This is a genomic window from Nostoc sp., from assembly GCF_036919615.1.
Lineage (GTDB): Bacteria > Cyanobacteriota > Cyanobacteriia > Cyanobacteriales > Nostocaceae > Nostoc.
The window spans coordinates 1-23,801 of sequence record NZ_JBALCN010000013.1; the positions used below are offsets into that span (position 1 = coordinate 1).

22 protein-coding genes and 1 pseudogene are annotated in these 23,801 nt (G+C 41.9%); 13 read left to right on the top strand and 10 right to left on the bottom strand.

All coding sequences use genetic code 11. The features are described 5' to 3' along the window. Positions 1–741: 741 nt before the first annotated feature. Positions 742–984: a hypothetical protein gene (locus V7K48_RS05605; protein ID WP_335070376.1), complete on the top strand. Its 243-nt coding sequence runs from the start codon at positions 742–744 to the stop codon at positions 982–984. A 300-nt stretch (positions 985–1,284) separates the two neighbouring features. Further along, positions 1,285–3,066, top strand: coding sequence for an iron uptake porin (locus V7K48_RS05610; protein WP_335070378.1), 1,782 nt, complete (start codon positions 1,285–1,287; stop codon positions 3,064–3,066). A gap of 420 nt (positions 3,067–3,486) precedes the next feature. On the opposite strand, the gene V7K48_RS05615 is transcribed toward V7K48_RS05610, so the two are convergent. Further along, positions 3,487–4,611, bottom strand: a complete 1,125-nt coding sequence (locus V7K48_RS05615) for an FUSC family protein (protein WP_335070380.1) — start codon at positions 4,609–4,611, stop codon at positions 3,487–3,489. Between the two features lie 25 nt (positions 4,612–4,636). After that, a complete protein-coding gene (locus V7K48_RS05620; protein ID WP_335070382.1) occupies positions 4,637–6,829 on the bottom strand; it encodes a GUN4 domain-containing protein in 2,193 nt (730 codons plus the stop codon). Between the two features lie 135 nt (positions 6,830–6,964). On the opposite strand from V7K48_RS05620, the gene pip reads away from it, so the two are divergent. From pip to V7K48_RS05640, 4 genes are all read left to right on the top strand, one after another. Further along, positions 6,965–7,903 carry a prolyl aminopeptidase gene (gene pip, locus V7K48_RS05625; protein ID WP_335070384.1) on the top strand — a complete coding sequence of 313 codons (939 nt, stop codon included), beginning with the start codon at positions 6,965–6,967 and terminating at the stop codon, positions 7,901–7,903. A 443-nt stretch (positions 7,904–8,346) separates the two neighbouring features. Continuing rightward, positions 8,347–9,162 carry a class I SAM-dependent methyltransferase gene (locus tag V7K48_RS05630; RefSeq protein ID WP_335070386.1) on the top strand — a complete coding sequence of 272 codons (816 nt, stop codon included), beginning with the start codon at positions 8,347–8,349 and terminating at the stop codon, positions 9,160–9,162. Between the two features lie 109 nt (positions 9,163–9,271). Further along, positions 9,272–9,913, top strand: a complete 642-nt coding sequence (locus V7K48_RS05635; RefSeq protein WP_335070388.1) for a DUF4232 domain-containing protein — start codon at positions 9,272–9,274, stop codon at positions 9,911–9,913. Between the two features lie 100 nt (positions 9,914–10,013). Beyond that, positions 10,014–10,805, top strand: a complete 792-nt coding sequence (locus tag V7K48_RS05640) for a GH25 family lysozyme (RefSeq protein ID WP_335070390.1) — start codon at positions 10,014–10,016, stop codon at positions 10,803–10,805. Between the two features lie 552 nt (positions 10,806–11,357). On the opposite strand, the gene V7K48_RS05645 is transcribed toward V7K48_RS05640, so the two are convergent. The 3 genes from V7K48_RS05645 to V7K48_RS05655 all read right to left on the bottom strand — a co-directional run bounded on the left by V7K48_RS05645 (position 11,358) and on the right by V7K48_RS05655 (position 13,680). Beyond that, positions 11,358–11,783: a hypothetical protein gene (locus tag V7K48_RS05645; RefSeq protein ID WP_335070391.1), complete on the bottom strand. Its 426-nt coding sequence runs from the start codon at positions 11,781–11,783 to the stop codon at positions 11,358–11,360. Between the two features lie 291 nt (positions 11,784–12,074). Continuing rightward, positions 12,075–12,269, bottom strand: a complete 195-nt coding sequence (locus V7K48_RS05650; RefSeq protein ID WP_335070393.1) for a hypothetical protein — start codon at positions 12,267–12,269, stop codon at positions 12,075–12,077. Positions 12,270–12,432: 163 nt separating this feature from the next. Then, positions 12,433–13,680: an alpha-L-fucosidase gene (locus tag V7K48_RS05655; RefSeq protein ID WP_335070395.1), complete on the bottom strand. Its 1,248-nt coding sequence runs from the start codon at positions 13,678–13,680 to the stop codon at positions 12,433–12,435. A gap of 296 nt (positions 13,681–13,976) precedes the next feature. Between V7K48_RS05655 and V7K48_RS05660 the strand changes: the two genes are divergently transcribed. Both V7K48_RS05660 and V7K48_RS05665 read left to right on the top strand, forming a co-directional pair. Next, entirely contained in the window at positions 13,977–14,369 is a 393-nt protein-coding gene (locus V7K48_RS05660) for an MAPEG family protein (RefSeq protein WP_335070397.1), read from the top strand. 38 nt (positions 14,370–14,407) lie between these two features. Beyond that, positions 14,408–14,608 carry a site-specific integrase gene (locus V7K48_RS05665; RefSeq protein ID WP_335070399.1) on the top strand — a complete coding sequence of 67 codons (201 nt, stop codon included), beginning with the start codon at positions 14,408–14,410 and terminating at the stop codon, positions 14,606–14,608. A gap of 392 nt (positions 14,609–15,000) precedes the next feature. Here the strand turns inward: V7K48_RS05665 and V7K48_RS05675 are convergent, their stop codons facing one another. Both V7K48_RS05675 and V7K48_RS05680 read right to left on the bottom strand, forming a co-directional pair. Next, positions 15,001–15,639: a histidine phosphatase family protein gene (locus tag V7K48_RS05675; protein WP_335070401.1), complete on the bottom strand. Its 639-nt coding sequence runs from the start codon at positions 15,637–15,639 to the stop codon at positions 15,001–15,003. 297 nt (positions 15,640–15,936) lie between these two features. Then, positions 15,937–16,353 (bottom strand): annotated as a pseudogene (locus V7K48_RS05680) (IS982 family transposase); the annotation flags it as partial. Positions 16,354–16,509: 156 nt separating this feature from the next. Between V7K48_RS05680 and V7K48_RS05685 the strand changes: the two are divergent. After that, the gene (locus V7K48_RS05685) at positions 16,510–17,301 is read left to right on the top strand and encodes an SDR family NAD(P)-dependent oxidoreductase (protein ID WP_335070405.1); all 792 of its coding nucleotides are present in this window, start codon (positions 16,510–16,512) and stop codon (positions 17,299–17,301) included. A gap of 66 nt (positions 17,302–17,367) precedes the next feature. On the opposite strand, the gene radC is transcribed toward V7K48_RS05685, so the two are convergent. After that, positions 17,368–18,099 (bottom strand): RadC family protein, encoded by a 732-nt coding sequence (gene radC, locus V7K48_RS05690; protein ID WP_335070407.1) that lies wholly within the window; start codon positions 18,097–18,099, stop codon positions 17,368–17,370. A gap of 225 nt (positions 18,100–18,324) precedes the next feature. Here radC and V7K48_RS05695 point away from each other — a divergent pair, with 225 nt between their 5' ends. From V7K48_RS05695 to V7K48_RS05705, 3 genes are all read left to right on the top strand, one after another. Beyond that, positions 18,325–18,741, top strand: a complete 417-nt coding sequence (locus V7K48_RS05695) for a toll/interleukin-1 receptor domain-containing protein (RefSeq protein WP_335070409.1) — start codon at positions 18,325–18,327, stop codon at positions 18,739–18,741. 20 nt (positions 18,742–18,761) lie between these two features. Further along, on the top strand, positions 18,762–19,175 hold the full coding sequence (locus V7K48_RS05700; RefSeq protein ID WP_335070411.1) for a toll/interleukin-1 receptor domain-containing protein: 414 nt from the start codon (positions 18,762–18,764) through the stop codon (positions 19,173–19,175). A gap of 210 nt (positions 19,176–19,385) precedes the next feature. Further along, positions 19,386–19,514, top strand: coding sequence for a hypothetical protein (locus tag V7K48_RS05705; RefSeq protein WP_335070413.1), 129 nt, complete (start codon positions 19,386–19,388; stop codon positions 19,512–19,514). A 105-nt stretch (positions 19,515–19,619) separates the two neighbouring features. Here V7K48_RS05705 and V7K48_RS05710 read toward each other — a convergent pair whose 3' ends face one another. Continuing rightward, complete coding sequence (locus V7K48_RS05710; protein ID WP_335070476.1) at positions 19,620–20,558, bottom strand: phosphoribulokinase; 939 nt, start codon at positions 20,556–20,558, stop codon at positions 19,620–19,622. A gap of 322 nt (positions 20,559–20,880) precedes the next feature. Then, on the bottom strand, positions 20,881–22,872 hold the full coding sequence (locus V7K48_RS05715; protein ID WP_335070416.1) for an alpha-amylase family glycosyl hydrolase: 1,992 nt from the start codon (positions 22,870–22,872) through the stop codon (positions 20,881–20,883). Positions 22,873–23,597: 725 nt separating this feature from the next. On the opposite strand from V7K48_RS05715, the gene V7K48_RS05720 reads away from it, so the two are divergent. Continuing rightward, positions 23,598–23,798 carry a hypothetical protein gene (locus V7K48_RS05720; protein WP_335070418.1) on the top strand — a complete coding sequence of 67 codons (201 nt, stop codon included), beginning with the start codon at positions 23,598–23,600 and terminating at the stop codon, positions 23,796–23,798. The last annotated feature ends 3 nt before the right edge of the window (positions 23,799–23,801 follow it).

Below are 23,801 nucleotides of genomic sequence, written 5' to 3' on the forward strand. Positions count from 1 at the left end.
CGATTTCAATCTTAAAAGGGCGGCTCATGGCTATTTTAATTTATCGAGTTTCTTTTCTCCATTATATGCAGCTTCATATAAAATTGGTATAAGCTCTATTTAAATATCAATTTTTCATTCAAAATTAGGACGAATTGTCGTAAATGATTGAAAAAACATGGTTCAAATAGCTTTTTATATTTTTTGTATATATAAAGACTAAAATGTCAATCCCACCCCTTGACTCAGTGTAGTAATTTTGAACTTATTTCTGCTTTAGGTGAACCCTAAAACTACCGTTTAAAAAGTAAAAAGATAATCCCCCATAAATAAATTTAGGGGATTTAATAAGGACGTATTATTTCTCGCTGCACTCTCCGCTCGAAACAAATGTTTTTACTTCGTTCCATAAATAAATTTAGGGGCTTATGATTATTTTATTTTTCTTTATGAGTGCCTTTTTACTTTTTATTTTTGCCTTATTCGGTCAATAGGGTTTGAGATGCGCTTACCCTGGATAATATTCAAAACCTTGTTTCTCCGTGCTTGGTTCCAAACAAGGATTTTTTGGCTTTGCTAATAAAGCAAGGTTTTGAAAAAGATTCAAGGTCAGCAGCTTATTTTCCTCTCTTCAGAGATATAAAATAGCGGTAGGTGGGCGGGGAAGTTTATAACTGAGGTAGTGATACGGAAGCTGTTAAGCAGGGGCAAAGTAGTACACAGATATTATGAAAACTAGCCCATTACCCCGTCATGTTCGGGATGAAAAATAAGCAAACCATTAGTTTCTCCCTAGCTTGTGAAAACCTAATTGTGGCATTTTACGCCATTGCTTCCAAATCTATTCTCCAAGGCTTTCTTTGTGCAAATTTTCCTCACCCTGTTCCTGGTTTTGGTGTTAGTCCCCATTGTCGAAAACTATCTAGGTCAAGTTTTTCTGATGCAAACAACTTGGCTTTAACCAGCGATCAACCCTCTGGAGCTTACGTGTCTACGCAAGCTTGAATTACTAGTCAAAAATAGAATTCAAGAGTCAGAATTCAAGAGAACATGATGATGAATCCTTACGACCAATCAGACTAGATTCCTTCTAGATTCTGACTGCTGGATGCTGAATTCTTACAAAACTTTCTTTGGCAAATAAACCATCTGCAAGACTTTACGATTCTTCATCCGTAAAAATTCTGTGAGCCATAGCTTAGTTGACTACAATCTGGTAAGATTTCCAACAAGTAGAATAATTCCTTGCTCTCTTTTTCTTGAAGCTGCTAACTTCAGGTTTTTTTTGGAAAGGAAAATAAAAAAATGTCTCATTTATTGTGGAAAACTCTGGTACTAAGTCCAGTAGTTTTGGGAGTGACGGTGTTGGTTTCGGCTAGGGCTATGGCTGCTGAAGTAGCAAGCTCTACTGAAGATACAAAGGCAAAAACTGCTCAGACACAAGCACCAGAAGCTATTGGTGCTTCATTGTTAATTTTAACAGAACAACCAAAAATTAATCAGCAGTTGTTTGCTCAAGCAAAGACTGATAATAATAAGGTTTTAGAAGAGGTTAACCGCTACAGCAGCGAAGGCAAGAACCAGAATTCACTGTCTCAAGTCACATCAGTTTCTCAGTTTTCTGATGTACAGCCGACTGACTGGGCATTCCAAGCTTTGCAATCCCTGGTTGAACGCTACGGTTGTATTGCTGGATACCCAAATAGCACTTATCGTGGCAACCGGGCATTAACCCGTTATGAATTTGCCGCAGGTTTAAATGCTTGTTTAGATCGAGTTAATGAACTGATTGCAACAGCAACTGGTGACTTGGTGTCAAAACAGGATTTGGCGACCCTCCAGCGTTTGCAAGAGGAATTCTCGGCAGAACTAGCAACTCTGCGTGGTCGAGTAGATGCTGTAGAAGCACGGACTGCTGAACTGGAAGCTAATCAGTTTTCAACTACCACGAAATTGGTGGGTGAAGCTATTTTTGCCGTTAATGATATTTTTGGCGGTAATACTGGCGATGCTAACAATACTGTCTTCCAAGATAGGGTACGTTTAGACTTGCAAACCAGTTTCACTGGTAAAGATATTTTACACACCCGTCTTGCAGCCGGTAATGCACTAGCCTTTAATCAAGTCGATAATGCTGGTCTTCCTATTGATACTGCTGAAGGCACACAAACTTTTCAAATCGGCAGCACTGGTAATAATGGTGTGATTATAGACTGGCTAGCTTATTACGTACCCATAGGCCCAGTCCAAGCTTACTTTGCGGGTACCGGAGGTATTCATAGCGATTATGTTGCCACTAACAACCCTTACTTTGAGGACTATGATGGCGGTAATGGTGCTTTGTCTACCTTTGCTACTGAAAGTGCCATCTATCGCATTGGTGGTGGTGCCGGTGCAGCACTTACTTTACCCTTTGGTAGTGGTAGCGGTGGCAGTTTTTTCAAACCAAGTTCACTGACAATAGGCTACTTGGCGTCAAATGCTAATAATCCTGGACCAAATCTAGGTTTGTTGGAGGGGAACTATGCAGCTCTTGGACAGTTGAACTTTAGTGTTGGCGATCGCTTGGCTATAGCTGCTACCTACGTTCACGGTTATCATGGTGCAGGTGGTAATTTATTTGATCTAGGTGGTGGTTTGGCTAGCACTAGCCGCGTCGTAGGCACTAGTCAAGCTAACACTCTAAGTGCCGTAAACGCATCTTCCAGTAATTCCTATGGTCTGTCGGCAGCCTTCAGACCCAGCGACAAACTGTCAATTAGTGGTTTCATTTCTTACCACGATGTCACAGGCTTTGGTGCAAATGATGATTTTCAAGCTTGGAGCTACGGTCTTGGGGTAGCCTTGCCTGACTTCGGTAAAAAGGGTAATGTTTTAGGCATTTTTGCTGGTGCTGAACCCTATGCCTTTAACCGGCCAGGTTTTGCTGGTAATGATATACCTTATCACTTTGAAGGCTTTTACAAGTATCGCGTGTCAGATAATGTCTCAATCACCCCTGGTGTGATCTGGTTGACCTCTCCTGGTCAAAACAGCAATAACGATGATGCGTTTATCGGTACGCTGAGAACAACTTTCACCTTCTAAAGTGGCTTTCACCTTAGGGACTCCCAGTTAAAAAACATCCCATCTTCGGGGCGCAAGGCCTTGCGCCCCTAAACATGTACAAATAATTTTGGATAATTTATTTTTTGTCAGTCCCTTAAGATGACACCAATGCATAGATCCCACATTCCGCACCCTAAACTGTCACACAACGAATTTTGGACGTTTCGAGATTTGGGATTAGCGATCGCAATTGGACATTTCTTTGGTTTTGTATAAAAAGTAGCCCTCATGGTGGATAAAAACCCGAAAAAACCGATTGTGACAGTGGGGGGTGCGGGATGTCAGATAGATGTGTGTTCTAGTAGTTCATTGGGCTGCCGCTAATAAAGGAGGCGGCAGCCCCCATAGAGGGCATTCCCAGCCAGAGGCTCTTAACGAGGTGATTGACCTAACTTACTTTTAACCTTGACTCAGCGTACCTGCCATTTTTTGCAGTTTTCTGCCCACCTCTTCCATCGTGTAGAAAAACGTAAAAAACCGGAGTAGCTCATCTATTGGGTAATCTTGTTGTTTAATTTCTTCCAATCGATTTAATTGCTCTGTAGCCTTAGTAAGGGCAACTTCTATTCCTGACAAAGATAAACTAGGCTGGTGCGATTTGACTGCGGTTGCTAAGGTGAGCATTGCACTCTCAGTTTCCTGTGCCAGTTGGGTAATTTGAGGTGAAAAAATTTGCCAGAAAGTATCCTGCTGCCTAGCAAGTACGGTATGTTCCATTGTCAAGATGTGTTCCCAAATCCTGCGGATAAGAAATTCCCAAGCTTCATTCACGCGTTTTTCTGGCGGTTCGTTTGTCTGTCCCTGTCTGACTTCCTGCCATAGCGATCGCCCCTTGCTCAGTGAACTAATGATATTGGTTTTTAACTCATCCACACGGGGGCGATCGTAGTTTCCTGTAAAGGCAGAGTCCACAACCAACTCATAAAACTGCTTCAAATCAGTTAGCGTTTGTGACAAACAACGCCTCAGTTCTACCCCAGCTGAGGCAGGAAAAATAAAGTTGTTCACCAACAGTGCCACACCAATACCCAAGAGGGTTTCCAGAAATCTGCCCCAAGCGTACAGCCAAGGAGATTGGCTGTGACTCAAAATCACGATCGCTGACACATACCCCGCCAATTTTGCCGCCTCATTAAATTTCCAATAAGAAGCGAGAAAGATGGTTAAAAATACACTGATTCCCAATGACCAGAAATTAGTACCCAGTGCAACCGCAAAGATGGCTCCACCCATAGCACCAATCACAGTGCCAATTATTCGTTGAATTCCTAGTAACAAAGTGCTGCCATGAGTAGATGACATCACAATGATGGCAGCAATTGTTGCATAAAAAGGATATTCCCATCGCAAAGCCTGAGCAATTTCTAAAGAGATTGCTGATGCTATTGCCATTTTAAATGCCATCTTAGCTAGCAGAATTGTTGACATTCCATCGGGAGTAGCAGCCCAAGTTTGCAATGCTGTGATCATTCTCAGCTGAGGCGATCGCTGTGTGGGTGGAAGGCCATTGGAAGATTTTGCCATGCGTATTGAGGTTATTGGGCAATTCCTATTTAATTTGACAAGTCTCGATGCGAGAGAATAAAGCAACACATAATCGCCACCAAGAAGCCGTGGCGATCGCACTATGCCATTCCCAAACACCTAATAGCTTTAACCGCCAAACCTGCTCAAAAAAACCAAAGTATGGTAGCTGCCCATTGGGAGCATCTTCTTGCACAATTAAGTTACTATAATCAATCCAGGAATCTTTTAAACGCCATCCAGCGCGATTGCCAAAATCAATACAAGTTTGGCAAGCAGCAACATTACTACTGCCAATTATCAAAGCCAGCACAGGATCGCTGGCAGAAGTATCTCTAAAACTTTCCCAAATCCGCTTTTGGACGCTAAAACCAAAGCGTCCATGACTATATTTAACCCAGAGAGCATCGATAGTACATAAATCGGTGCAGGGAAAGTTTTCCAGACTTTCTAAATCAAGATAATGTTTTTCTTCTCTACCAGCTATCTTCAAGATGAGAGTTGTAGTTTCCTCATCCGCCTCTAACCATCTCCCAGCTTTTAGTAAATCTCGCATTCGAGTATAATCTACACCCACGGCTGAACTCAAATTATCTAAATCCTCAGCTTTTTGTTCAGAAGTATCGCTCGAAAACAAAGTTTTTCCTGGTAAGACTTCAATCACACCTTGAGAACCAAATAACCAGAAATATAATTCGATATCGGTGCGCGATAATTCTAGTTGTAATTGGGTAATCCAAGCTGCTGCGGTGAGTCCAAATGGTTGAATAGTAATATTGAGGGTATCTATTAAGCAACAAGCAAAGCGTTCACTCTCCGAAGGTGGCACAGCAGCAGCAATTAAACATTGTTCATCTAGTCCCAGTTGTAGTTCTTCCACCCAATCACGTAGAGATGCACATGTGTGTGTTCCCACAGGGCAATCCAGGATGATAATTTGTTGCGATCGACATCGGCGCAGCTGTTTTCTCAACCAGGAACGATTAAGTACAACATTATCAGAAAGTACTAATACTGCTTCTCCTTGTTCCGTTTCTTGAATCTGCCCTCGCAAGTATAAAAATACAGTTGTGGTTTCTTCTATAGAATTGGCGGTATTGGGTGACTCGGAAAAATATTCAAATAACAGACACTTTTGAATCGCTTTCCGAACATCTGAAGAAGGGGTTTTTTCGTTAATAGTCCAATAATTTACCTCAAAGCCACCAGATGCATTGAGTATTTTACTCAAAGCCAAAGCACTCTTGCTTTTAGGAAGTCCCTCAATAACTAATGCCTGTCGTGGATGTCGTGTGGAAACTATTTTGTCTGGTTTAAGTCCTAAAATCACTTCTCCAATTCCTTCTACAATCCGCTTCGGCGTTTGAGATGGATATTCTGGATGAATTTGGTTTTCGCCGCGAGCTTTTTTGAGCTGATTAATCACCCGTAGTTGCTGATTAGCTTTATCTATATATGCGAGAGTTTGGTGATAAACGTAACGATAAAGTCCATCTGCTTCGATAATACCTTGGGAATCAGCTGCTTCTCCCCGCAGTCCCCGGATTAAGTAATAAGTGAATACTCCATGTTTTAATTGCGGAAATTCCCAAGATTGTTGCCCTTGATCGCAAGATAGTAAGGCATAAAATCCTTTTCTCTTAGCCGCACGTTGTCGTAAAACTTCCACTAATTCTTGTGTGGGGTTGAGTTGCGGATCTATTGGTGTTTCTCCCCTAGCCCCCAATAACGTCATGCTACCGCTATGACAAGCATCTAGCCATACGAGTTGCTGCTGGGCAGCACAATTCTCTAATAATTGCAATAATTCTTGCAATTTCAGACCAGTTTCTATTAAGTTATCTTTTTGAGTATCTTTAAGACACAATATCACCTGCTGACTTGATGGCTCTAGCATCCCATGTCCAGAAAAATAAAATAGAACGGTGTCAATAGATTTAGTGGCAGCCGCTACTTGTTTGAGACTGGTACGGACATTATCCAATAGGGGCTGCTGGTGAGCAAAATCGTTGTGAATCTTCACATCCTTTTGCGGAAATCCCTGAGTTGCAGAGTTTAATACTTCCCCTAAACCTTGGCAATCTAGTGCTGAGTAACGCAAACAGGGTATTTGCTCATCCTGATACTGGTTGACTCCCACCAATATTAGCCAAAGCTTGGCCAAGCCGGTTTCTAAGGCGTGAGTTGAGTGACTAGTACGAACACCGACAGGACACATCTGTTAGGATTCCTTGGCAGGAAGAGTATGCAGTTTTTATCTAAATAGTATCTGATTGTACTGACGTGAAGAGACTGAAGTTGTTTCACAAAGACAAGCGATCGCAATGATCACATTACTGATAAAATATCGAAAATGCGAAAACTTTATCCAGCGATCGAGCCTTACTTAGAAGGTAGTTTACAGGTTTCTGACCTTCATACCATTCATTTTGAAGAGTCAGGAAACCCGCAAGGTCAACCCATCGTTTTGCTGCATGGGGGCCCTGGTGGTGGATGTCCAGCTTTTTATCGGCAATATTTCCACCCAGAAAAATGGCGGTTAGTGATGTTTGACCAGCGCGGTTGTGGTCAAAGTACACCCCATGCTGAATTACGAGAAAACACCACCTGGGATTTAGTCAGTGATATCGAAAAACTGCGCCAACATTTAGGTATAGAAAAGTGGGCGGTCTTTGGTGGTAGTTGGGGTAGCACTTTATCATTAGCCTACAGTCAAACCCATCCCTCTCGATGCGCGGGATTAATTCTCCGTGGTATTTTTATGCTGAGGCAAAAAGAGTTGCAATGGTTTTACCAAGAGGGGGCTAGCTATATTTTTCCTGATGCTTGGGAAGAATATCTTAAACCAATTCCCATAGATGAACGTGATGATCTGATCGCAGCATATTACAAGCAGTTGACTAATCCAGATTTAGAAATTCAATTAACAGCAGCGCGTGCTTGGTCAATTTGGGAAGCTAGTACCAGTAGACTTTTCTTAGACCCAGAACTCATGCAAAAGTTTGGCGAGAGTGAATTTGCTTCAGCTTTCGCGCGTATTGAATGTCATTACTTTATGAATAAGGGATTTCTTGAAACCGAAGATCAATTACTCGTAAATGTAGACCGCATTCGCCATATTCCGGCTGTAATTGTTCAGGGACGCTATGATGTAGTCTGCCCAATGATATCAGCTTGGGAATTACATCGCGCTTGGTCAGAAGCCGAATTTATAGTAGTTCCAGATGCAGGGCATTCGATGAGTGAACCAGGAATTTGCAGTGCTTTGATTGAAGCAACAGATAATATTTAATTCGGTTGAATACTTAGTACAGCATTTCATTAATTCGTAGCGAATTAATGAAAGGCAATCCCCTGCAATGCCAATGTGTCAGCTTACAATACCAATGCGTCGACTTACATTATGAATGCATCAACTGCATTGTGAATGCATCGGCCGCATTGTGAATGCGTCGGTTTACATTGTGAATGCATCAGCCGCATTGTGAATGCGCCAGCTGCATATTAATGCATTCCCCTGCATTAAAAACGATACGCTTTTATACAAAACTGTATTTAGCTTGGGGGATGGGGGAATTTGCCAAAGGAGCAGATGTAAGACTAAACCCACGACAAGAGAATCCCAATCTTTTGAGGGTCTTGCAAACAGTATCGCGACAATCGATATTGAATTGGTCTTTGATCCACGAGACTAAGTAAAATGAGGTTGGACTCAAAAGCTGATAAAACTAGCTTATGCAAGACTCTAAACAAGAAATAAATGCCAGAGCTTCTATAGATTTAGAACAGCGAAGGAATTGGTATTCTCCCGTTGCTGATATTTATTACAACGCCAGAGCAAAATATCCAAAGCAACTGATCGAGCGGTCCGTCGTTTTAGCCCAACTTGACTCAGATGCATCGATTCTTGAGGTCGGTTGTGGTCCAGGAAATGCGACAGTAGCTTTTGCTCAATTTGGTTTTTCAATGACGTGTATTGAGCCAAACCAGGATTTTTGTCGTTTGGCACAACGCAACTGTGCAACCTATCCAAATGTTGCAATCCACAACACCTCATTTGAGGAGTGGGAACTGGAAGCAAAACAGTTCAATGCCGTTTTATCTGCTAATGCCTTTCACTGGATACCGTCAGAGATTCGGTATGCCAAGGCGGCGACGGCATTACGTGACGAAGGGTTTCTCATCCTCCTATGGAATCTGAGAGCTGAACCGAAATACGAAGTTTACCAAGCGATAGAGGAAGTGTTTCAAGCCTATGCTCCCTCATTTGTTCGGTATGAAGGTGCCAAAACTCAAGCGGAAATTTTGAGAGGGTTTGAACAAGACATTCTAGACTCTGGTTATTTTAAGGAGTTGGTGACTGAGCAAATCGCGTGTGAGGTAACGTACAGCATCGATGACTACCTTAAGCTATTAAGTACCATGGGGAGACTGGAGCCAAAGGCGAAGGAGTTGCTATTTGCAGGATTGCGGGAAAAACTGAGGAACTTTGGAGACAGTGTACAACTCTCGTTTCTTTCTGCTGTTCACGTTGCCCAAAAAGATGGATAAGCTGTTGAATTTGTTACGTAATGACGCAGCAACGCTAACCCTTGTGAATTTGGAAACTTATACTAGATGTGAAGCATCAATGTAAGTAGTTCACTACAAAAAAAGAGCTATGCGAATTCTAATTATGGAAGGCAGTCTGTTATTACTCTTGACTATGGTTACAACTGGCTGTGTCGGTTCTTCCTCTGTTACAAAACAGCTGCAAGCCTTACCAGCAATCACTGAGCAGCCGACGAAAGCAACTGTGTTGACCTCAACACCTATACCGATTGGAAAAACTACAGAGAATTCTACCCCTGAAGCCACTATTGCCACCAATCCGACGCGCTGTGAAACTAGCCAATTGTCAGTGCGCCGAGTCTCTGAAGATGCTGGCGTTGGGAATGTTGCACTTACCTATGCCTTCACCAATAACGCCTCATCCCCTTGCACCCTCAACGGTTATCCGGGATTGGCACTACTGAATGAAAAAGGTCAGCCTTTGGAGGGGGTTAAAGTTATCCGCTCCAAGGACACTTACTTTTCGAGTAAGCAACCTCGACAACAAGTAACTCTAGCTCCTGGAAAACAAGCCTTATTTCAAATAGCATACAACCACATTAGTTCCCCAGAGAAACCCTGCCCAATGTCTAGTAAAATTGAAATCACGCCTCCTAATGCTTACCAGCACTTTACGCTCACAGAACAAATCAAGCCTTGTACAGGCAAAGTTAGAGTGACTCCAGTGCGATCTGTTGACACTCAACCCTAGTAAATTTCAGCAATTTACTCAAAGACCCAGAAAAAGCATAAATTTAATCAAAGCCTCTGATAAGTTCAGTATTGTACTAATCAAAAAGGTTAAAAATCTTATGGAAGGAATTGATGTTGCCGATCAAGACGGCAGAGTAGATTGGACGGCAGTAAAAAACTCTGGTAAAACTTTTGCGTTTGTCAAAGCCACAGAAGGAGTTAGCATCAAAGATTCTGCTTTTGCTCATCACTGGCAGACTATGAAAGCTGTTGGTATTATTCGGGGTGCTTATCATTTCTTTCACCCCCATACATCTGACCCGGTTGAGCAAGCGAAGGAATTCTTAAAAACGTTGGGGAAATTAGAACCAGGAGACCTACCACCAGTTCTGGATGTAGAGGTAACTGACAAAGGAAGTAACCAAGCTGTAGTTAATGGAGCGAAGCAGTGGTTAGCAGAGGTGGAAAAAGCCCTTCTACAACAAACCAAAAAACCAATCAAACCAATCATTTATACCTTTCCCAATTTCTGGAAAGAACTTGGCGATCCATCTGATTTTGCTAGTTATCCGTTATGGATTGCACACTACGGAACCAAGAACCCAAGTATTCCTGGTGCTTGGCAGGGGCAATACCTAATCCATCAATATGAAGGTGATATATCTGGTGTAGCAGGTGTTAGTGGTCGAGCCGATTTGAATAGATTTAATGGATTGCAGATAGGAGATTCTGGGCTAAGAGTCAAACAATTACAACAGCAATTAAAAGATATTGGATTATATACTGATGCCATTGATGGGAAATTTACTGAGTCAGTGAAGGATGCAATTGTTAGTTTCCAAATATCTAAGAAATTACAAGCTGATGGAATTGTCGGTATAAAAACTTGGGTAGCTTTACTGTGGATTTAGAACAGATTGTACACTCAATAAATAGACCCACACCATGTTAGCAGTCGGTCTAGTTTTACCCTGATCATAGGTAACGCTGATTTTACCCTGCTATACATAACGCTCTAATGCCCGAACACTCACGCCAAGAAAGTCTGCTGCTGACTGCTTGTTCATCGGATTAGCGCCAAATATTTCTAAATCCTACCATAGGCTCTGACGATATTTGACGATATTGGTCAAGCTGGGTGAGGGCGATCGCTTGATTCTGACGTAGAGATAAATTAAGTTCTTCAGAAAGTTGATAAAGACTTTACTTGTGTTCTTGGGCACAAATAAGAAAGAATCAAGAATTTAAGGCGTGGGAATTCCAAGCAAAGCGCCTATTAATTATCTGTTGTTACCAAAATAGCAACCTATGTTGTAGTTAGTCAGTAGTAATACTTATAAAGTTTTGTAACATTATGCATAATTCTTGGATTTAAGTCTGATTGGTAAGTGACTACCCACCTTCCCTACGGGACGCACAAGGGACGTGAGCGAGTCAAAGTTGCTAGGTGAGTGCGATCAGTCTTACAAAGAGAAATGATACAAAACATTTCCCTCTTCATTTACTTCAAAATCAGCATTAAGTTCCTTGGCTTTTTCATCTAAATATTGTTTAGCTAACTGGGTTGATATTTCAGCATTTTTTGCCAGTTGTAATACCGTTATTCTGCCAGCATTTTGCTCAATTAATTCTAAGAACACTAACTGAATCTGCTTTTGTTCTGATTCTCGAAGTAATGCTTTTTCTTTTCGATTCTGCTGCACTAAAGACCAACTCAACCAGCCTCCTAGAATGGTTGATGGAATAGTAAGAATAGTTAAAGCAGCTACATCATTTTGCTTTTCTTGAGCAGGAGTTTTAGGATTGATAATTTCTCGAATCATCACAGCAGAAAATGGAATGCCAAATAATAAAAAACATGTTGCTAAAATTTTTTTAACTAGTTTCATACAACCTTTTTCAGTTCCTAACAAATAATGTAAAAATAATAGCTCTATTATATAATGTATAATCAATTACTTATGACGCTGATGTTTCCTCTCTTCTCGACACACTGTTAGGTCGCTTGTAAATGCTGATGACAGCAAGAAAATCCATCATAATCAGGCGATCGCCCATCGGAGGTGATCGCACCTTGACCACAGAATTGATACCGTTTCACTTTAAGATTGATACAAATAGGCAGCAGGGGGGCAGGGAGCAGGGAGCAAGGGGAAATAATTAAAGATCAATCATTTGTATCATGCATTTCGTGAAATAGTATGAGAGCTAGGCAGTGCGTAGTTTACTGCCATAGGCATCGCCCCCGCAATTCCCCCAGAACCGAGGAGCGATAGCGTACCCGCCCGCACAACTCTTGGAGATGCTCTTGCTAGCTTGCTTCCACGTTCGCGTAGCGTCCCGCAGGGAAGTGGTACCACAAGCTCAGTGACCACCGCTCTCCTCGCCCCTTTAAAATTCTTAGAGGAAACGCTGCTCCCGCACGATGATACAGAGTACCCAATCTAAGCGATCGCCTGGGCGTGGGCAGAACCCCATCGCCTTTAGTATTGAATTAATTCCTCAACCAACTAATGTTACTTAATTTATATTAATTACTCAAGAATCAATATCAATACAAATCACTGTGACGTATGGATTAATTACTGATTCAGGTACATCAATTGTTAATTCTCCTAACGGATTAGAATTGAGAATAGAATCCATAATTGCACAGCGACTTGTGTAAGTTAGTGCTGTGCCATCAGCAAGAACAAATACCGATTTTACTCGTTTGATTGGTATACCCCTAACTGATATTGTCTCGTAAGGTTTCATTAATAGGTGTAGATAAATGCGATCACCCTTACGAGTTGAAGGTCCATAAAATTGCCACGGTTCTAATCCTGGGGTTGTATCAAGTATACTTTCACAGTGGCGAGACATCCAATCTGCTATATCTTTGAGACGCTCTAACTGCTCAGGAGGGATTTGTCCATTACCCATTGGGCTAACATTGAGCAAGAGTTTGCCTCCTTTACCTGCTACTTCACAAAGGGTATGAATCAATTGACGAGAGGATTTGAAGTTGCGATCATCTGAGTTATATCCCCAACTCTCATTAATAGTCAGGCAGGTTTCCCAAGGATGAGCAGGTGGGTGAGGAGGAATAAACTGCTCAGGAGTTTCAAAGTCTCCACAATTTGTCAGACGATCATTGATGAGAATATTCGGTTGTAAATCACGAATCATTTTTGCTAATTTTTGAGCTTGCCATTGTTCTGGAGTGCGTTCCCAACTTCCATCAAACCAAATGATGTCAATTTGACCATAGTTGGTCAATAATTCTCGTATCTGATTGAACAGCAACTGAATATATCGCTCCCACTGTTCTGGTGTAGGTTGAGGTAGTTGGTCAAAGCGATAAGGTTTATCTGCCTCTGTAAAAGCCGGATAGTCAGGATGATGCCAGTCACTAAGAGAAAAATAAAGACCAATACGCAATCCTACAGAGCGCATCGCTTCGATAAATTCACGTACAATATCTTTTTTATAAGGTGCAGATGCAATTGAAAAGTCTGATTGTTTGGTATGGAATAGGGCAAAACCATCATGATGCTTGGCTGTTAATATGGCATATTTCATTCCTAGACTTTTTGCTAAATGTGCCCATTCTTGAGGATTGTATTGCTGTGGATTAAAAGTATTAGCTGTGCAGTGATATTTCTCAACTAGAATATCTTGGCAAAAAGTCAGGCTGAATACACCCCCAACTAACGGCCAAGATAACTCACATCCTTGTTGAGAACTATGTCCCCAATGAATAAACATCCCCAATCTAGCTGTATCAAACCAGTTATTCATCATGGTGAAATTTGGCCATAATTCTGCTTAATAAAGGAGAAATAGCTTCCTTTGCATCTTAGTATATATACAAATTTTGGTTCTTATTATTTGTTGGCTAAGGTGAAAATGCCATCGCCTGTGTGGTTGGTTTCAGGTGATGAATCGCCTCCATCAGATTCTTAGAGGAAACATCAAAAAGAGCGATCGCCTAAAACAGATCAAAATTAGGGGTGTATAGCGATGGAACAGCGGCGGTAAACTATGCTTAATTATCAAACTAAAGAATTATACTTTTTTGGTACGCGAGGATACAAAATATGTTGCCCTGGACTAGTCTTATAACTGCTCTGACACTGCTGCTGTACTTGGTGATCACAATTAATGTTGGTCGAGCCAGAGCCAAATATAAAGTACCACCTCCTCAAATGACAGGAGATCCCGGCTTTGAACGAGCGCTGCGCGTTCAGCAAAATACAAGCGAGCAAATAATTTTCTTCCTGTCTGCTTTATGGTTATTTTCTTTCTACGTCAGCCCATTCTGGGGGCCGCTTCTTGGTGCTATCTGGCTTGTGGGTCGAATTGCCTACGCTTGGGGATACTATCAGGCTGCTGAAAAGCGGATGATTGGCTTTGTCATCAGTTCTTTCAGCAGTATTGTGCTACTTTTGGGTTCGCTCGTTGGCATCATCCTGTCTTTGGTGCAGCCATAAGTCATTTGCATTTATGAGGCGATCGCGCGATTAAAAAGTTGATTCAGGATATCTCTTTTGTGGCGAAGGTGAAATTTTCTTGTCACTGGTTACGCCACTCTCATGCAACCAGGGCGGTGGAGAGTAAACCGCTTTTTCAGGTGCAAGACCAGTTGGGGCACAGAAAAAGCGATACTACCAAGACGTATATTCCTTCCAAAAAAGATGCTGGGATGGGTACAGTGCTGCCGAGGTTTTGATTCAAAGACCGACTGATAGTAGCGCTTTGTATTTGCCGGATGATCAGGAGTGATGAGGGTGCGCTCGCTAGAATATGTATTCGTAACCCAAGCGATAACAGGAAAAAAAACTTAGTAGCTCTCTGTAGTGCGTGTCACCTTTATTACCATCAACGTGGGAGTCAAATATTTCGCCAGGGCAGTTGTCTTTGTGGTGAATAGTCAAAGCACAGAGTTACAGTATGGACGATACTCAAGAACTAATCCCAATCCAACAATAACTAAAGCAAATTTCTCTTGAGCTAAGAAAGATTTTTGGGCAAACTCATCCCCAATTTAACAACGTGTTTGAAGACCTGGGCGTGGCTGGATATCGTCTGGAATCAGTTCTTCTTACCGTGCGTTGTACTCAGTTATGTTCCCGGACGAAAGCGAATACGATCGGGTATATGATGGCGATCGCCTAATATTTCTAACAAAGGACCATTAACGTCAAATTTAACCACACTTACCGACGCGACCAAAATATTCACCCGATAGCGATAGCGTCCCAAATCAATTCCCAGTAAACTGCAAAGCATAATCCGAATCGTGGCTTTATGGGAAACTACTAAAACATTACCTTGGAAATGTTTTTCTTGAATTTCAGCAATTACAGGCATAGAACGGTTAGCAATTTCTACCGCAGTTTCTCCACCTAGTGGTGCATTCCAAGCGGGTTCTGTCAACCATTTTACATAGTTTTCTGCGTAATTCTCTTGGGCAAACGATTTACTCTTAGTTTCCCATTTGCCGTAACTACCTTCTCTAAGTCCGTCACGCAACTGCATATCCATACCGATAGCATCACAAAATGGCTTGGCAGTTGCAATTGTGCGCTTCATCGGGCTAACATAAACCGCTGACCACTTCAATTTTTGATAAACATCGGCAAAACTCTCTGCCATCTGCATCCCTTCAGAAGTCAACTCTGCATCAGTTTCACCGCAGAAATTACCACTTTGACTAAAAGTAGTTTCTCCATGTCGCAGTAAATATAAATTGAGCGTCATAGCTTGTATTGCGATTGGGATAAAGGAGTTTGTGCAAAAATAAAATAACATCAATCTCGTAATCGAGTATGTGACACCAGGACAAAGTAATCAACCAAAAAAGTCAATCAACCACAAACTTTTGATTTCGTTGACAAAAGTAGCGGTAAGAGCTAATACTCTAGTTTTAGCCGGGATACGGATACCGTTGGCGAATTCCCCAAACAGCTAAACTGAACCGATTGAGAGCTTTCTGAGCAAACCCCCCAAACCCCGCGGAAAGTCTCCAGGATGGGCCACTGGACAATCAAAATCAACTCATTCAAGAAAGGCTTGTTGGAGAGTAAATGCCAAAATAAATCCTTGCAGCTTCAGTAGAAACCCGTCAGATGTGACTGCATGAATCGATTTGGGGAAAACGCAAGTGATATTACTAAACACAGTTTCAATATAATGCCGAGTATATTGTTTAATATATTGATTCCAAGGATGGTCTTGACGCTTGAAATTCTTTTTCTGCATGACTTTTAAAGAAATATGAAAGAGTTTGTTCCAAATCATCTTCAATGGTGTAGTCGGTCTAGGCTGAATCACCATACAGTTCACTACCAGATGGCAGCTTTAAAAGTCAAGTATTTTTATTGCCTGGAGATCATTGGCACTACCAGGCATAAACACAAATTCGACAGGAATACCCTTTTTGGTGGTTAATAACTGAACTTGAACTCCTAATTTTCTTCTTGGAGGGCATTTTATTAACCCCTGTTCGCAGCCGGGGAGGTTAGCTCAAGCACAGCTTTTTCGGGGTGGGGTTGCGGATATTATGTTTAATTGCCCGGACATCATAGAATTAATAATTCATTTTTTTCAAGTAATTAAGAGAGGAAAACTATGCATGGTAATCGCAAACAAACGGCTCTTATTACTGGTGCATCTGGCGGCATCGGTTATGAATTCGCTAAGTTATTTGCTCAGGATGGTTACAATCTTGTATTGGTAGCTAGAAGTGTGGACAAGCTGAATAAAATAGCCGATGAATTTCAAAATAAATTTGGTATTGATGTCAAAGTTATTACCAAGGATTTATCTAACCCATCAGCGCCAGAAGAAATTTTCACTGAGCTAGAACAAGCATCTATCAGAGTTGATATGCTGATTAACAATGCTGGATTTGCTACTTACGGATTATTTCACGAAATTGACCTGAATGCTGAACTGCAATTGTTACAGGTCAATATCTTGTGTCTCACACATTTAACCAAGTTATTCCTCAAGGGTATGGTTAAGCGGGGGTCTGGAAAAATATTAAACGTGGCTTCGACTGCTGCTTTTCAACCAGGGCCGCTAATGGGAGTATACTACGCTAGTAAAGCCTATGTTTTATCGTTTTCAGAAGCGATCGCTAATGAATTAGAAGGTACAGGTGTTTTTGTGACGGCGCTTTGTCCAGGGCCTACAAAATCTGGTTTTCAACAAAGAGCCGCGATGGAAGACTCAAAGCTAATAAGCGGTCAAAAGATTATGACTGCGGAAACGGTAGCCGAGATCGGCTATCGTGGTCTATTGGAAAACAAAACTGTTGTTGTTCCTGGAATTAAAAATAAGCTCCTCGCTGTATCTGTAAGATTTACTCCCAGAAAGCTAGTGACTAAACTAGTTAGAAACATGCAGGAAAGCAAGTGAGTTGTAACTTTAGGACAGACCGAAAGAAAGAAAATACGGTGAAAGAACTCTCTGCGTCCTCTTCATTTAATCCCCTTGTGGATGCTCATCCCACAAGGTTGTCAGTTCCCGTAAACTTTGATGATTACCATTGCCCAAAATCAGATGATCTAATACCGGAATGCCCAAAAGCTGCGCTCCTGCTAATAACTGACGCGTCAATTCTATATCTTCCTGGCTGGGTTCAAGGTTCCCAGAAGGATGGTTGTGAGCAACTATTACCCGCGTTGCCCCTTGGCGAATAACTTCTCGAAAAATATCACGGGGAGAGGCTAGGGTTTCGGTTGCGGTACCAATGGTAATTACTTGCGTACCCAGCAAACGATTCTTGACATCTAATAGCACCACTGCAAAACGTTCTTGTATCTGCCACATCAAATCTTGACTGAGGGTAGCAGCAGCAGCAAGTGGGCTATCAATTAATGTGCCGTCATTGGGACGAGACTGAAAAGCGCGTTTGCCCAATTCAATTGCTGCTAAGATACTTGTCGCCTTCGCCGGGCCAACACCAGAAATTTGCATCAACTCAGCGGCGCTAACTTCTCGCAGAGTTACTAAAGGATCGCGTTGGTGTTTGCCTAATTCACTCAAAATATATTGTCCCAAACCCACAGCAGAGAGTTTCCCCGGCCCTTGTCCAGTGCCTAGAAGAATTGCAATTAACTCCGCTGTGGCTAAAATTTTGGCACCGTGCGTCATTAGCCGTTCACGCGGACGCTCATTTGTAGGTAAGTCGGCAATTCTGAGGCAATAGGTCATAGAAAACTAAGAGAATACTCACCCTAAATGGAACTATCCTTAGTTATCCCTTGTTTGCTCTCCAAATCATCTTTATTTGAGAAAATCTTTAATTTTGGGGAATTTTATCCCTAATTCCTCTGTAGAGACACCTTTGATAACACTATCTTCCCAAATACTTGCCACAAGATTTAGATAAAATTGGATTTAGTCTATTAGTCGAACACATTTGAGATAGAAGATGAGATGAATGTATTTATCAGCCACAGCTCTAAAGATACAAAGTTAGTTAGGCAAATTGCTGATGCTCTGCGAAATGCAGATTTCCAAGTTTGGAACGATACTCAAATCTTTCCGGGCGATAACTGGGCAGAAGTTATTGCTAATGAGCTTCGAGAGTCTGATGCAATGGTTGTTTTACTGACACCTAACTCGGTTGATTCTCCCTACATAAATGCCGAAGTAGGCTATGCTCTAGGCGAACAGGGCTATAAAGGCCGGGTAATTCCTGTCCTTGCTGCTCCTTCTGAACAAATTTCTCAATTAGAACTGAAAATTCCCTGGATTCTGAAGAAATTTGGGATGATTTACATATCAAATCTTGAGCACGATGAGGAAGGGTTGAGAAATATTACCCAAGCTCTCAAAAAAGCTGCTGCTTAACAAGAGTGGAGTTTCTAAAAATGATCCCAAGTGAAGCTTTTCTTTCCCATTCAAGCCAAGATCAAGAATTTGTTTCTAAATTGGTAGAGGTTCTGCGTCATCATGGCATTCCAGTTTGGTACAGCAAAACGAACATCTTAGGCGCACAGCAATGGCATGATGAGATTGGAAATGCACTAAAAAGATGTGATTGGTTCCTTGTAGTCCTCTCTTCAAACTCAGTAAATTCAATGTGGGTTAAGCGGGAGCTAATATTCGCTCTGCAACAGAATCGTTTTGAAAATAAGATTGTTCCAATTATTTATCAACCTTGTAATTATGAGCAGCTTTCTTGGGTTTTATCGAGCTTTCAAATGATCAATTTTCAAGAAACTTTTGAAGATGGTTGTCGTGATATTTTACGTCTATGGGGTGTAGGCTATCAGATACTTTAGTAATACCCTGGTTACAGAATCAGTCCAAAAGGGTACAAGCATCCTGTTATTTTATGCAGAGGGGAAAATGGATGCAGAAAATCGATATCACGTCACTCCCTGCAACCGACTCAGTGAAGAATAACTGGGAGTTTACCGAAGTCTAAATTGATGCAATGCTGTCGCCTCCCTATGTGTTATTACTTCTCGCCTCTCAAGAGGGAAGTTTTCATGTGTATGATCTTGCGGAAGGTTATAAAGTCATCTATTACTGGTTCAACTTACGAAGAGGTTCAACTCTGGTTGCTAGAGGATGAATATGAGCCAATTGAAGGGCGCATTTCTGCATCTGAAGTTTGAATAGCTTCAGCAAAGTGCGTAGTTTACCACCGTAGGCATCGCATAATTCAACAGCCCAAGACTAAACGCGATCGCAAACTTGTTAAACCCCTTCATCTTCGCTGATCACTGATAAATTTGCGTTGCTTTCAACATGTGGTAGGTAATGATCAATTGAGTAAGGGCGAGGGGGTAACTTTGCAATGTCTCCCCAGTTGTACCAGCGATTTTACCCAGTTCTGGATTACTTTCGCGATCGCAAATATTTCGTAAATACGGCATATCAGAACAAATAATATGTTCTAGCTTATTCACCTGTTCTAAAGTTGCATGACCATCAACTTCTAAGACATCTACAGGCTTACTCATATCCCTATCTAGCCCCAAGCGGATGGCTGAGTCAGAATTACCAGAACTAGAGTTGGTAATTGGGGTGAAATCTGGGTGCGGAATTGTCGGACGCAGTACCAGGCGGACATTCAGGTGTCCATTGGTTTCATCATCTTCGTCTGTAGGTGGGTAGAAACTAATTACTATATCAGACCATTGCCGCTGCGGACGGATAAACTCTGCTGAGTCTGGTTCGCGCTTTTCTAGTTCCGCTAGCACCTGTTGGGCAGTGTAGCTCCGCTTTTGCGTGTCTCGCTTGACTTTCCACTTAGCGCGTAGTTCTTCTGGAGGTGCAAGATAAACTTTAACGTCGTAAGAATCACGGGCAGCACGGGTAGAATAACCGAGTAATCCCTCAATAATCACGAATTTATTGGGCTTGATATACTTTGGTGGCTCGAATGTGCCGGTTTTATGGCTGTAAACTGGCTTAAGAATTGGTTGTCCTGTGCGTAGCAGCGACAGGTGTTGCTGCATAATATCTAGGTGGTTGCAGTCGGGGTGGAGAGCGGTAATCCCAATTTCTGCACGTTCTTTGCGATCGTAACGGTGGTAATCATCTGTACAGATGATTGTGACATTTTCTGGGCCGAGTGCTTGAGCGATTCCGCGCGTTAGTGTTGTTTTCCCAGCAGCGCTGTCGCCGACAATACCAAGAATTATTGGACGGCTCATCATACCTCCCAGAATAAAAGCAAGTTTATTAATACAATTTCCCTACAATAGTTTTAATTCTAGAAGGGTTTAGGCGAGTAACTCAAGTAAAGGCTTGGTATGCAATATCTCTACATATAGAATGTCTGTGCGCTGGTTTATTGCATAATAATTACAAACTAGATCACTTTCAGAGTCATTTGTACACATAATCATGGATGTAGCCGCTGAGTTTCAGAATTAAGCATCCAAATTTTGTAGTATCTCATCCTGGCAATTGAAATAGGTCAGGTTGAAGTACCAAACCTGACCTAACATGATCTTTCACTGAGCGGCATCAAGATTAAACTACAGCGTACACTTTTGCTTCCCAAGGGAAGATACCTTCTCTGCCTACCCATTCTGATGGAACTATCCGCTCTTGAGTAATTTCCTTCCACTGTTTGCCAACTGGGGTTGCAGGCCAATTCGGGATTCTGTACTCAGAACCAACAGGAGTGCTGTAGTCAGAGAAATTCGCCACTACAACTACTAATTGATCGGCTTTATTACCACGCTGCCAGACTAGAACTCGTTTACCATCATTAAAGTCAACATGAAGAAATTGAGTATCATTTACAGCTAAAGCATCGGAAGTCTTACGCAAGCGAACCAACCTGGCAACGTATTGGAAAATGCGTTGCCGCCAATCATCTTTCACACGGCTGTAATTAACAGGGTCAATCTGTTTATGATCATCCGTAGGAGGCAAATCCTGCTGATCAGCAAATTCATCTCCAGCAAGGATCATGGGAATTCCTACAGCGGTAAGCAGAGAGACAAATGCTAACTTAATCCGCGGTTCAGTATGATCAATTCCATTACTAACAAGGTAGCTGAAGAAACGCTCGTTACCATAACCGCCAACATCATGGGAAGTTATATAGTTTACCGCCTGAGAACCATCTGTAAAGCCTAAGTTTCGGCAATCAATTAGTTTGCGGATACTCCACTCAAAGCTGGGTTCATCCCAGGCATTTTTACCTAAAATCACCTGTCGGATGATTTGCTTGAACTTTTCATTCCAAAGTCCATCTAGACGATTTTGGTGGATGAGAGATAGGGGTACACTCAACTCTTCGCCAACTACAAGGAACCTATCGCCGGTTCCGCCTCTTTTGTCCCAAAGGGTGTGGGCAAAATCTTTGAATTCCTGTAAAAAGTCATAATTGGCAATATTGTTGACGCTATCCAACCGCAGACCATCAACCCGATAGTATTCCAACCAGTGGGCAATATGGGTTTTTAAGTATTCACGGGCTGGGACAAGCCAGGATTTTTGCCCAGTAATCGGGTTATAGCCCTCTACCCAATAGTCGTACTTAAATAAATCGCCACCAAAGCCATCTCTTGACCCTTGTTCTGGATCACCACTGGCCCATTTGATGTAAAATTCCAAAAAATTAACGTTATGGTAAGGATTATTCCGCGAGAATGCCATCACCACATCTACAAAAAAGCGCAACCCTTGCTGATGACAAACTTTGATTAGATTAGCTAAATCAGTCGAAGCATTAGGTGCTGACTCGCTATCTGGGCGTCCTAAGTCAAAATCTGCTGCAAAATAATTTGCTGTACCATAGCCCCAATTGAGATTATCATCACTGTCTTCTGGTGGCAGAAGTTCTAAGGCGTTGATTCCAAGTTCCAGAAGATGAGCGCGGTTATTCAAGGCGCTGAGTATGGGAAAAGTAGGAGCGATCGCTTCTGGTACTAATAGTGCCAGTACATCACGAAATGTGCCGGTTCCTTCTTCAATCAATCCATTTGAGTTAATCTTTGTCCAGCGGGTTGGTAATTCGTAAATCACCAGTTGATTATTAGTTGGCAGCGTCTCTAAAGCAGCATCGCCTTCCCAATTTACAGTTTGCCCTTCAGGATCACAGGGAATCAGCGTCCCATTTTGATAAAGCACGACGCTTGCCGGATCGAAGCTAGCAACACCTCCCGATTCTGACGGCGTTGGTGCACGTAAGCGTCGATCCACAGTCGTTGCTGTTGGATCTGTGCAGTAGAGAATTTGGTTAGCATTGGCAGAGTCGTAAGGGTCTGAGTTGCGGACTTTAAACCAGTAAAAGTAGACCCCTCCTTCAGTCAGACCAGATTCTTGAGCCGAAACTTCCCACAATTCTGGAAATTCTGTTGATTGACGAAGTGGAATTTCTTTAAATTGAGCTAATCTGTCTGGGCTTTCGGGAGCAGTGTTGCCAATATAGAGAGTGGGAGCTAGTTCTGAAGCACCGGGACGCCACAAGACAAAATGAGTTTTTTTGCGGCTCAATAAATCGATAGGCATTACAAAAACCTCTGGGTGATCAAAGTTCAGTTATGAAGTTCTTACACAAAAGTCAAGTGTTATTCCAGACGATAAGTTGAATTTCTTTGACCTGTCAATATTAGGTAGTGGATTGAGTATTTTGCTGGGAAATTTAGGAAGTTAACTATATATAAACCTCATCTATGTTGAGAACCGTAGTTTTTGCCCTCACCCTAAATCCCTCTTTCTACTTGGGAGAGGGACTTCTTTCCAGCTCCGCTTCTGGCAATATTGGGAGAAGGGGCTAGGGGATGAGGGTTTTTCTGTTCATACAAAGCTACACTTTTCAACGTAAACGCGGTTTATCAAAGTTTTGATATTTCCTGCTATTAGCTTTCATCCCCAATTTCAAAGATATTCAATTCTCAAAAGTTTTGGGGTTTTGAAGATTGCATTTCGGGTTTTCTGCATATTTCTAATTAAAGGTAAAGAAAAAGACTATATATTAAGTACTAAGTACAGCTTTGCGTAAAAGCGTAGCGTTTTTAATGTAAGCTGACGCATTAACAATGCAAACGACACATTGGCACTGCAAGCTGACGCATTAACAATGCAGCCGACGCATTAACAATGCAGCCGACGCATTAACAATGTAAGCCGATGCATTAACAATGTAAACCAACGCATTAACAATGCAAACCGACGCATTAAGAATGCAGCCGATACATTAACAATGCAAAGCGACGCATTGGCATTGCTGGATATTGCCAAATTTAATTCGCTACGAATTAATGAAATGCTGTACTAAGTGTAGTGTTGAGTTGGCGATCGCTAACCAGATCGCAAGCGTGATTATTGGGTTCAATCCCAGAATGAAGCGAACGTTATGGATTGCAGGAACGCACGTTATGACACAATACGCTTGGGTTAGCGTCAAAAACCATAAACCGCGTAGGTTGGGTTGAACG

Excerpts from the sequence above, each read along its gene's own strand:
- V7K48_RS05660 (WP_335070397.1), top strand. The coding sequence starts at position 13,977 with ATGTTGCCCTGGACTAGTCTTATAACTGCTCTGACACTGCTGCTGTAC.
- V7K48_RS05685 (WP_335070405.1), top strand. The coding sequence starts at position 16,510 with ATGCATGGTAATCGCAAACAAACGGCTCTTATTACTGGTGCATCTGGC.
- V7K48_RS05630 (WP_335070386.1), top strand. The coding sequence starts at position 8,347 with ATGCAAGACTCTAAACAAGAAATAAATGCCAGAGCTTCTATAGATTTA.
- V7K48_RS05645 (WP_335070391.1), bottom strand. The coding sequence starts at position 11,783 with ATGAAACTAGTTAAAAAAATTTTAGCAACATGTTTTTTATTATTTGGC.
- V7K48_RS05620 (WP_335070382.1), bottom strand. The coding sequence starts at position 6,829 with ATGTGTCCTGTCGGTGTTCGTACTAGTCACTCAACTCACGCCTTAGAA.
- pip (WP_335070384.1), top strand. The coding sequence starts at position 6,965 with ATGCGAAAACTTTATCCAGCGATCGAGCCTTACTTAGAAGGTAGTTTA.
- V7K48_RS05710 (WP_335070476.1), bottom strand. The coding sequence starts at position 20,558 with ATGAGCCGTCCAATAATTCTTGGTATTGTCGGCGACAGCGCTGCTGGG.
- V7K48_RS05705 (WP_335070413.1), top strand. The coding sequence starts at position 19,386 with ATGTGTATGATCTTGCGGAAGGTTATAAAGTCATCTATTACTGGTTCA.
- radC (WP_335070407.1), bottom strand. The coding sequence starts at position 18,099 with ATGACCTATTGCCTCAGAATTGCCGACTTACCTACAAATGAGCGTCCG.
- V7K48_RS05605 (WP_335070376.1), top strand. The coding sequence starts at position 742 with ATGAAAAATAAGCAAACCATTAGTTTCTCCCTAGCTTGTGAAAACCTA.
- V7K48_RS05610 (WP_335070378.1), top strand. The coding sequence starts at position 1,285 with ATGTCTCATTTATTGTGGAAAACTCTGGTACTAAGTCCAGTAGTTTTG.
- V7K48_RS05700 (WP_335070411.1), top strand. The coding sequence starts at position 18,762 with ATGATCCCAAGTGAAGCTTTTCTTTCCCATTCAAGCCAAGATCAAGAA.
- V7K48_RS05615 (WP_335070380.1), bottom strand. The coding sequence starts at position 4,611 with ATGGCAAAATCTTCCAATGGCCTTCCACCCACACAGCGATCGCCTCAG.
- V7K48_RS05655 (WP_335070395.1), bottom strand. The coding sequence starts at position 13,680 with ATGATGAATAACTGGTTTGATACAGCTAGATTGGGGATGTTTATTCAT.
- V7K48_RS05635 (WP_335070388.1), top strand. The coding sequence starts at position 9,272 with ATGCGAATTCTAATTATGGAAGGCAGTCTGTTATTACTCTTGACTATG.
- V7K48_RS05675 (WP_335070401.1), bottom strand. The coding sequence starts at position 15,639 with ATGACGCTCAATTTATATTTACTGCGACATGGAGAAACTACTTTTAGT.
- V7K48_RS05695 (WP_335070409.1), top strand. The coding sequence starts at position 18,325 with ATGAATGTATTTATCAGCCACAGCTCTAAAGATACAAAGTTAGTTAGG.
- V7K48_RS05715 (WP_335070416.1), bottom strand. The coding sequence starts at position 22,872 with ATGCCTATCGATTTATTGAGCCGCAAAAAAACTCATTTTGTCTTGTGG.
- V7K48_RS05640 (WP_335070390.1), top strand. The coding sequence starts at position 10,014 with ATGGAAGGAATTGATGTTGCCGATCAAGACGGCAGAGTAGATTGGACG.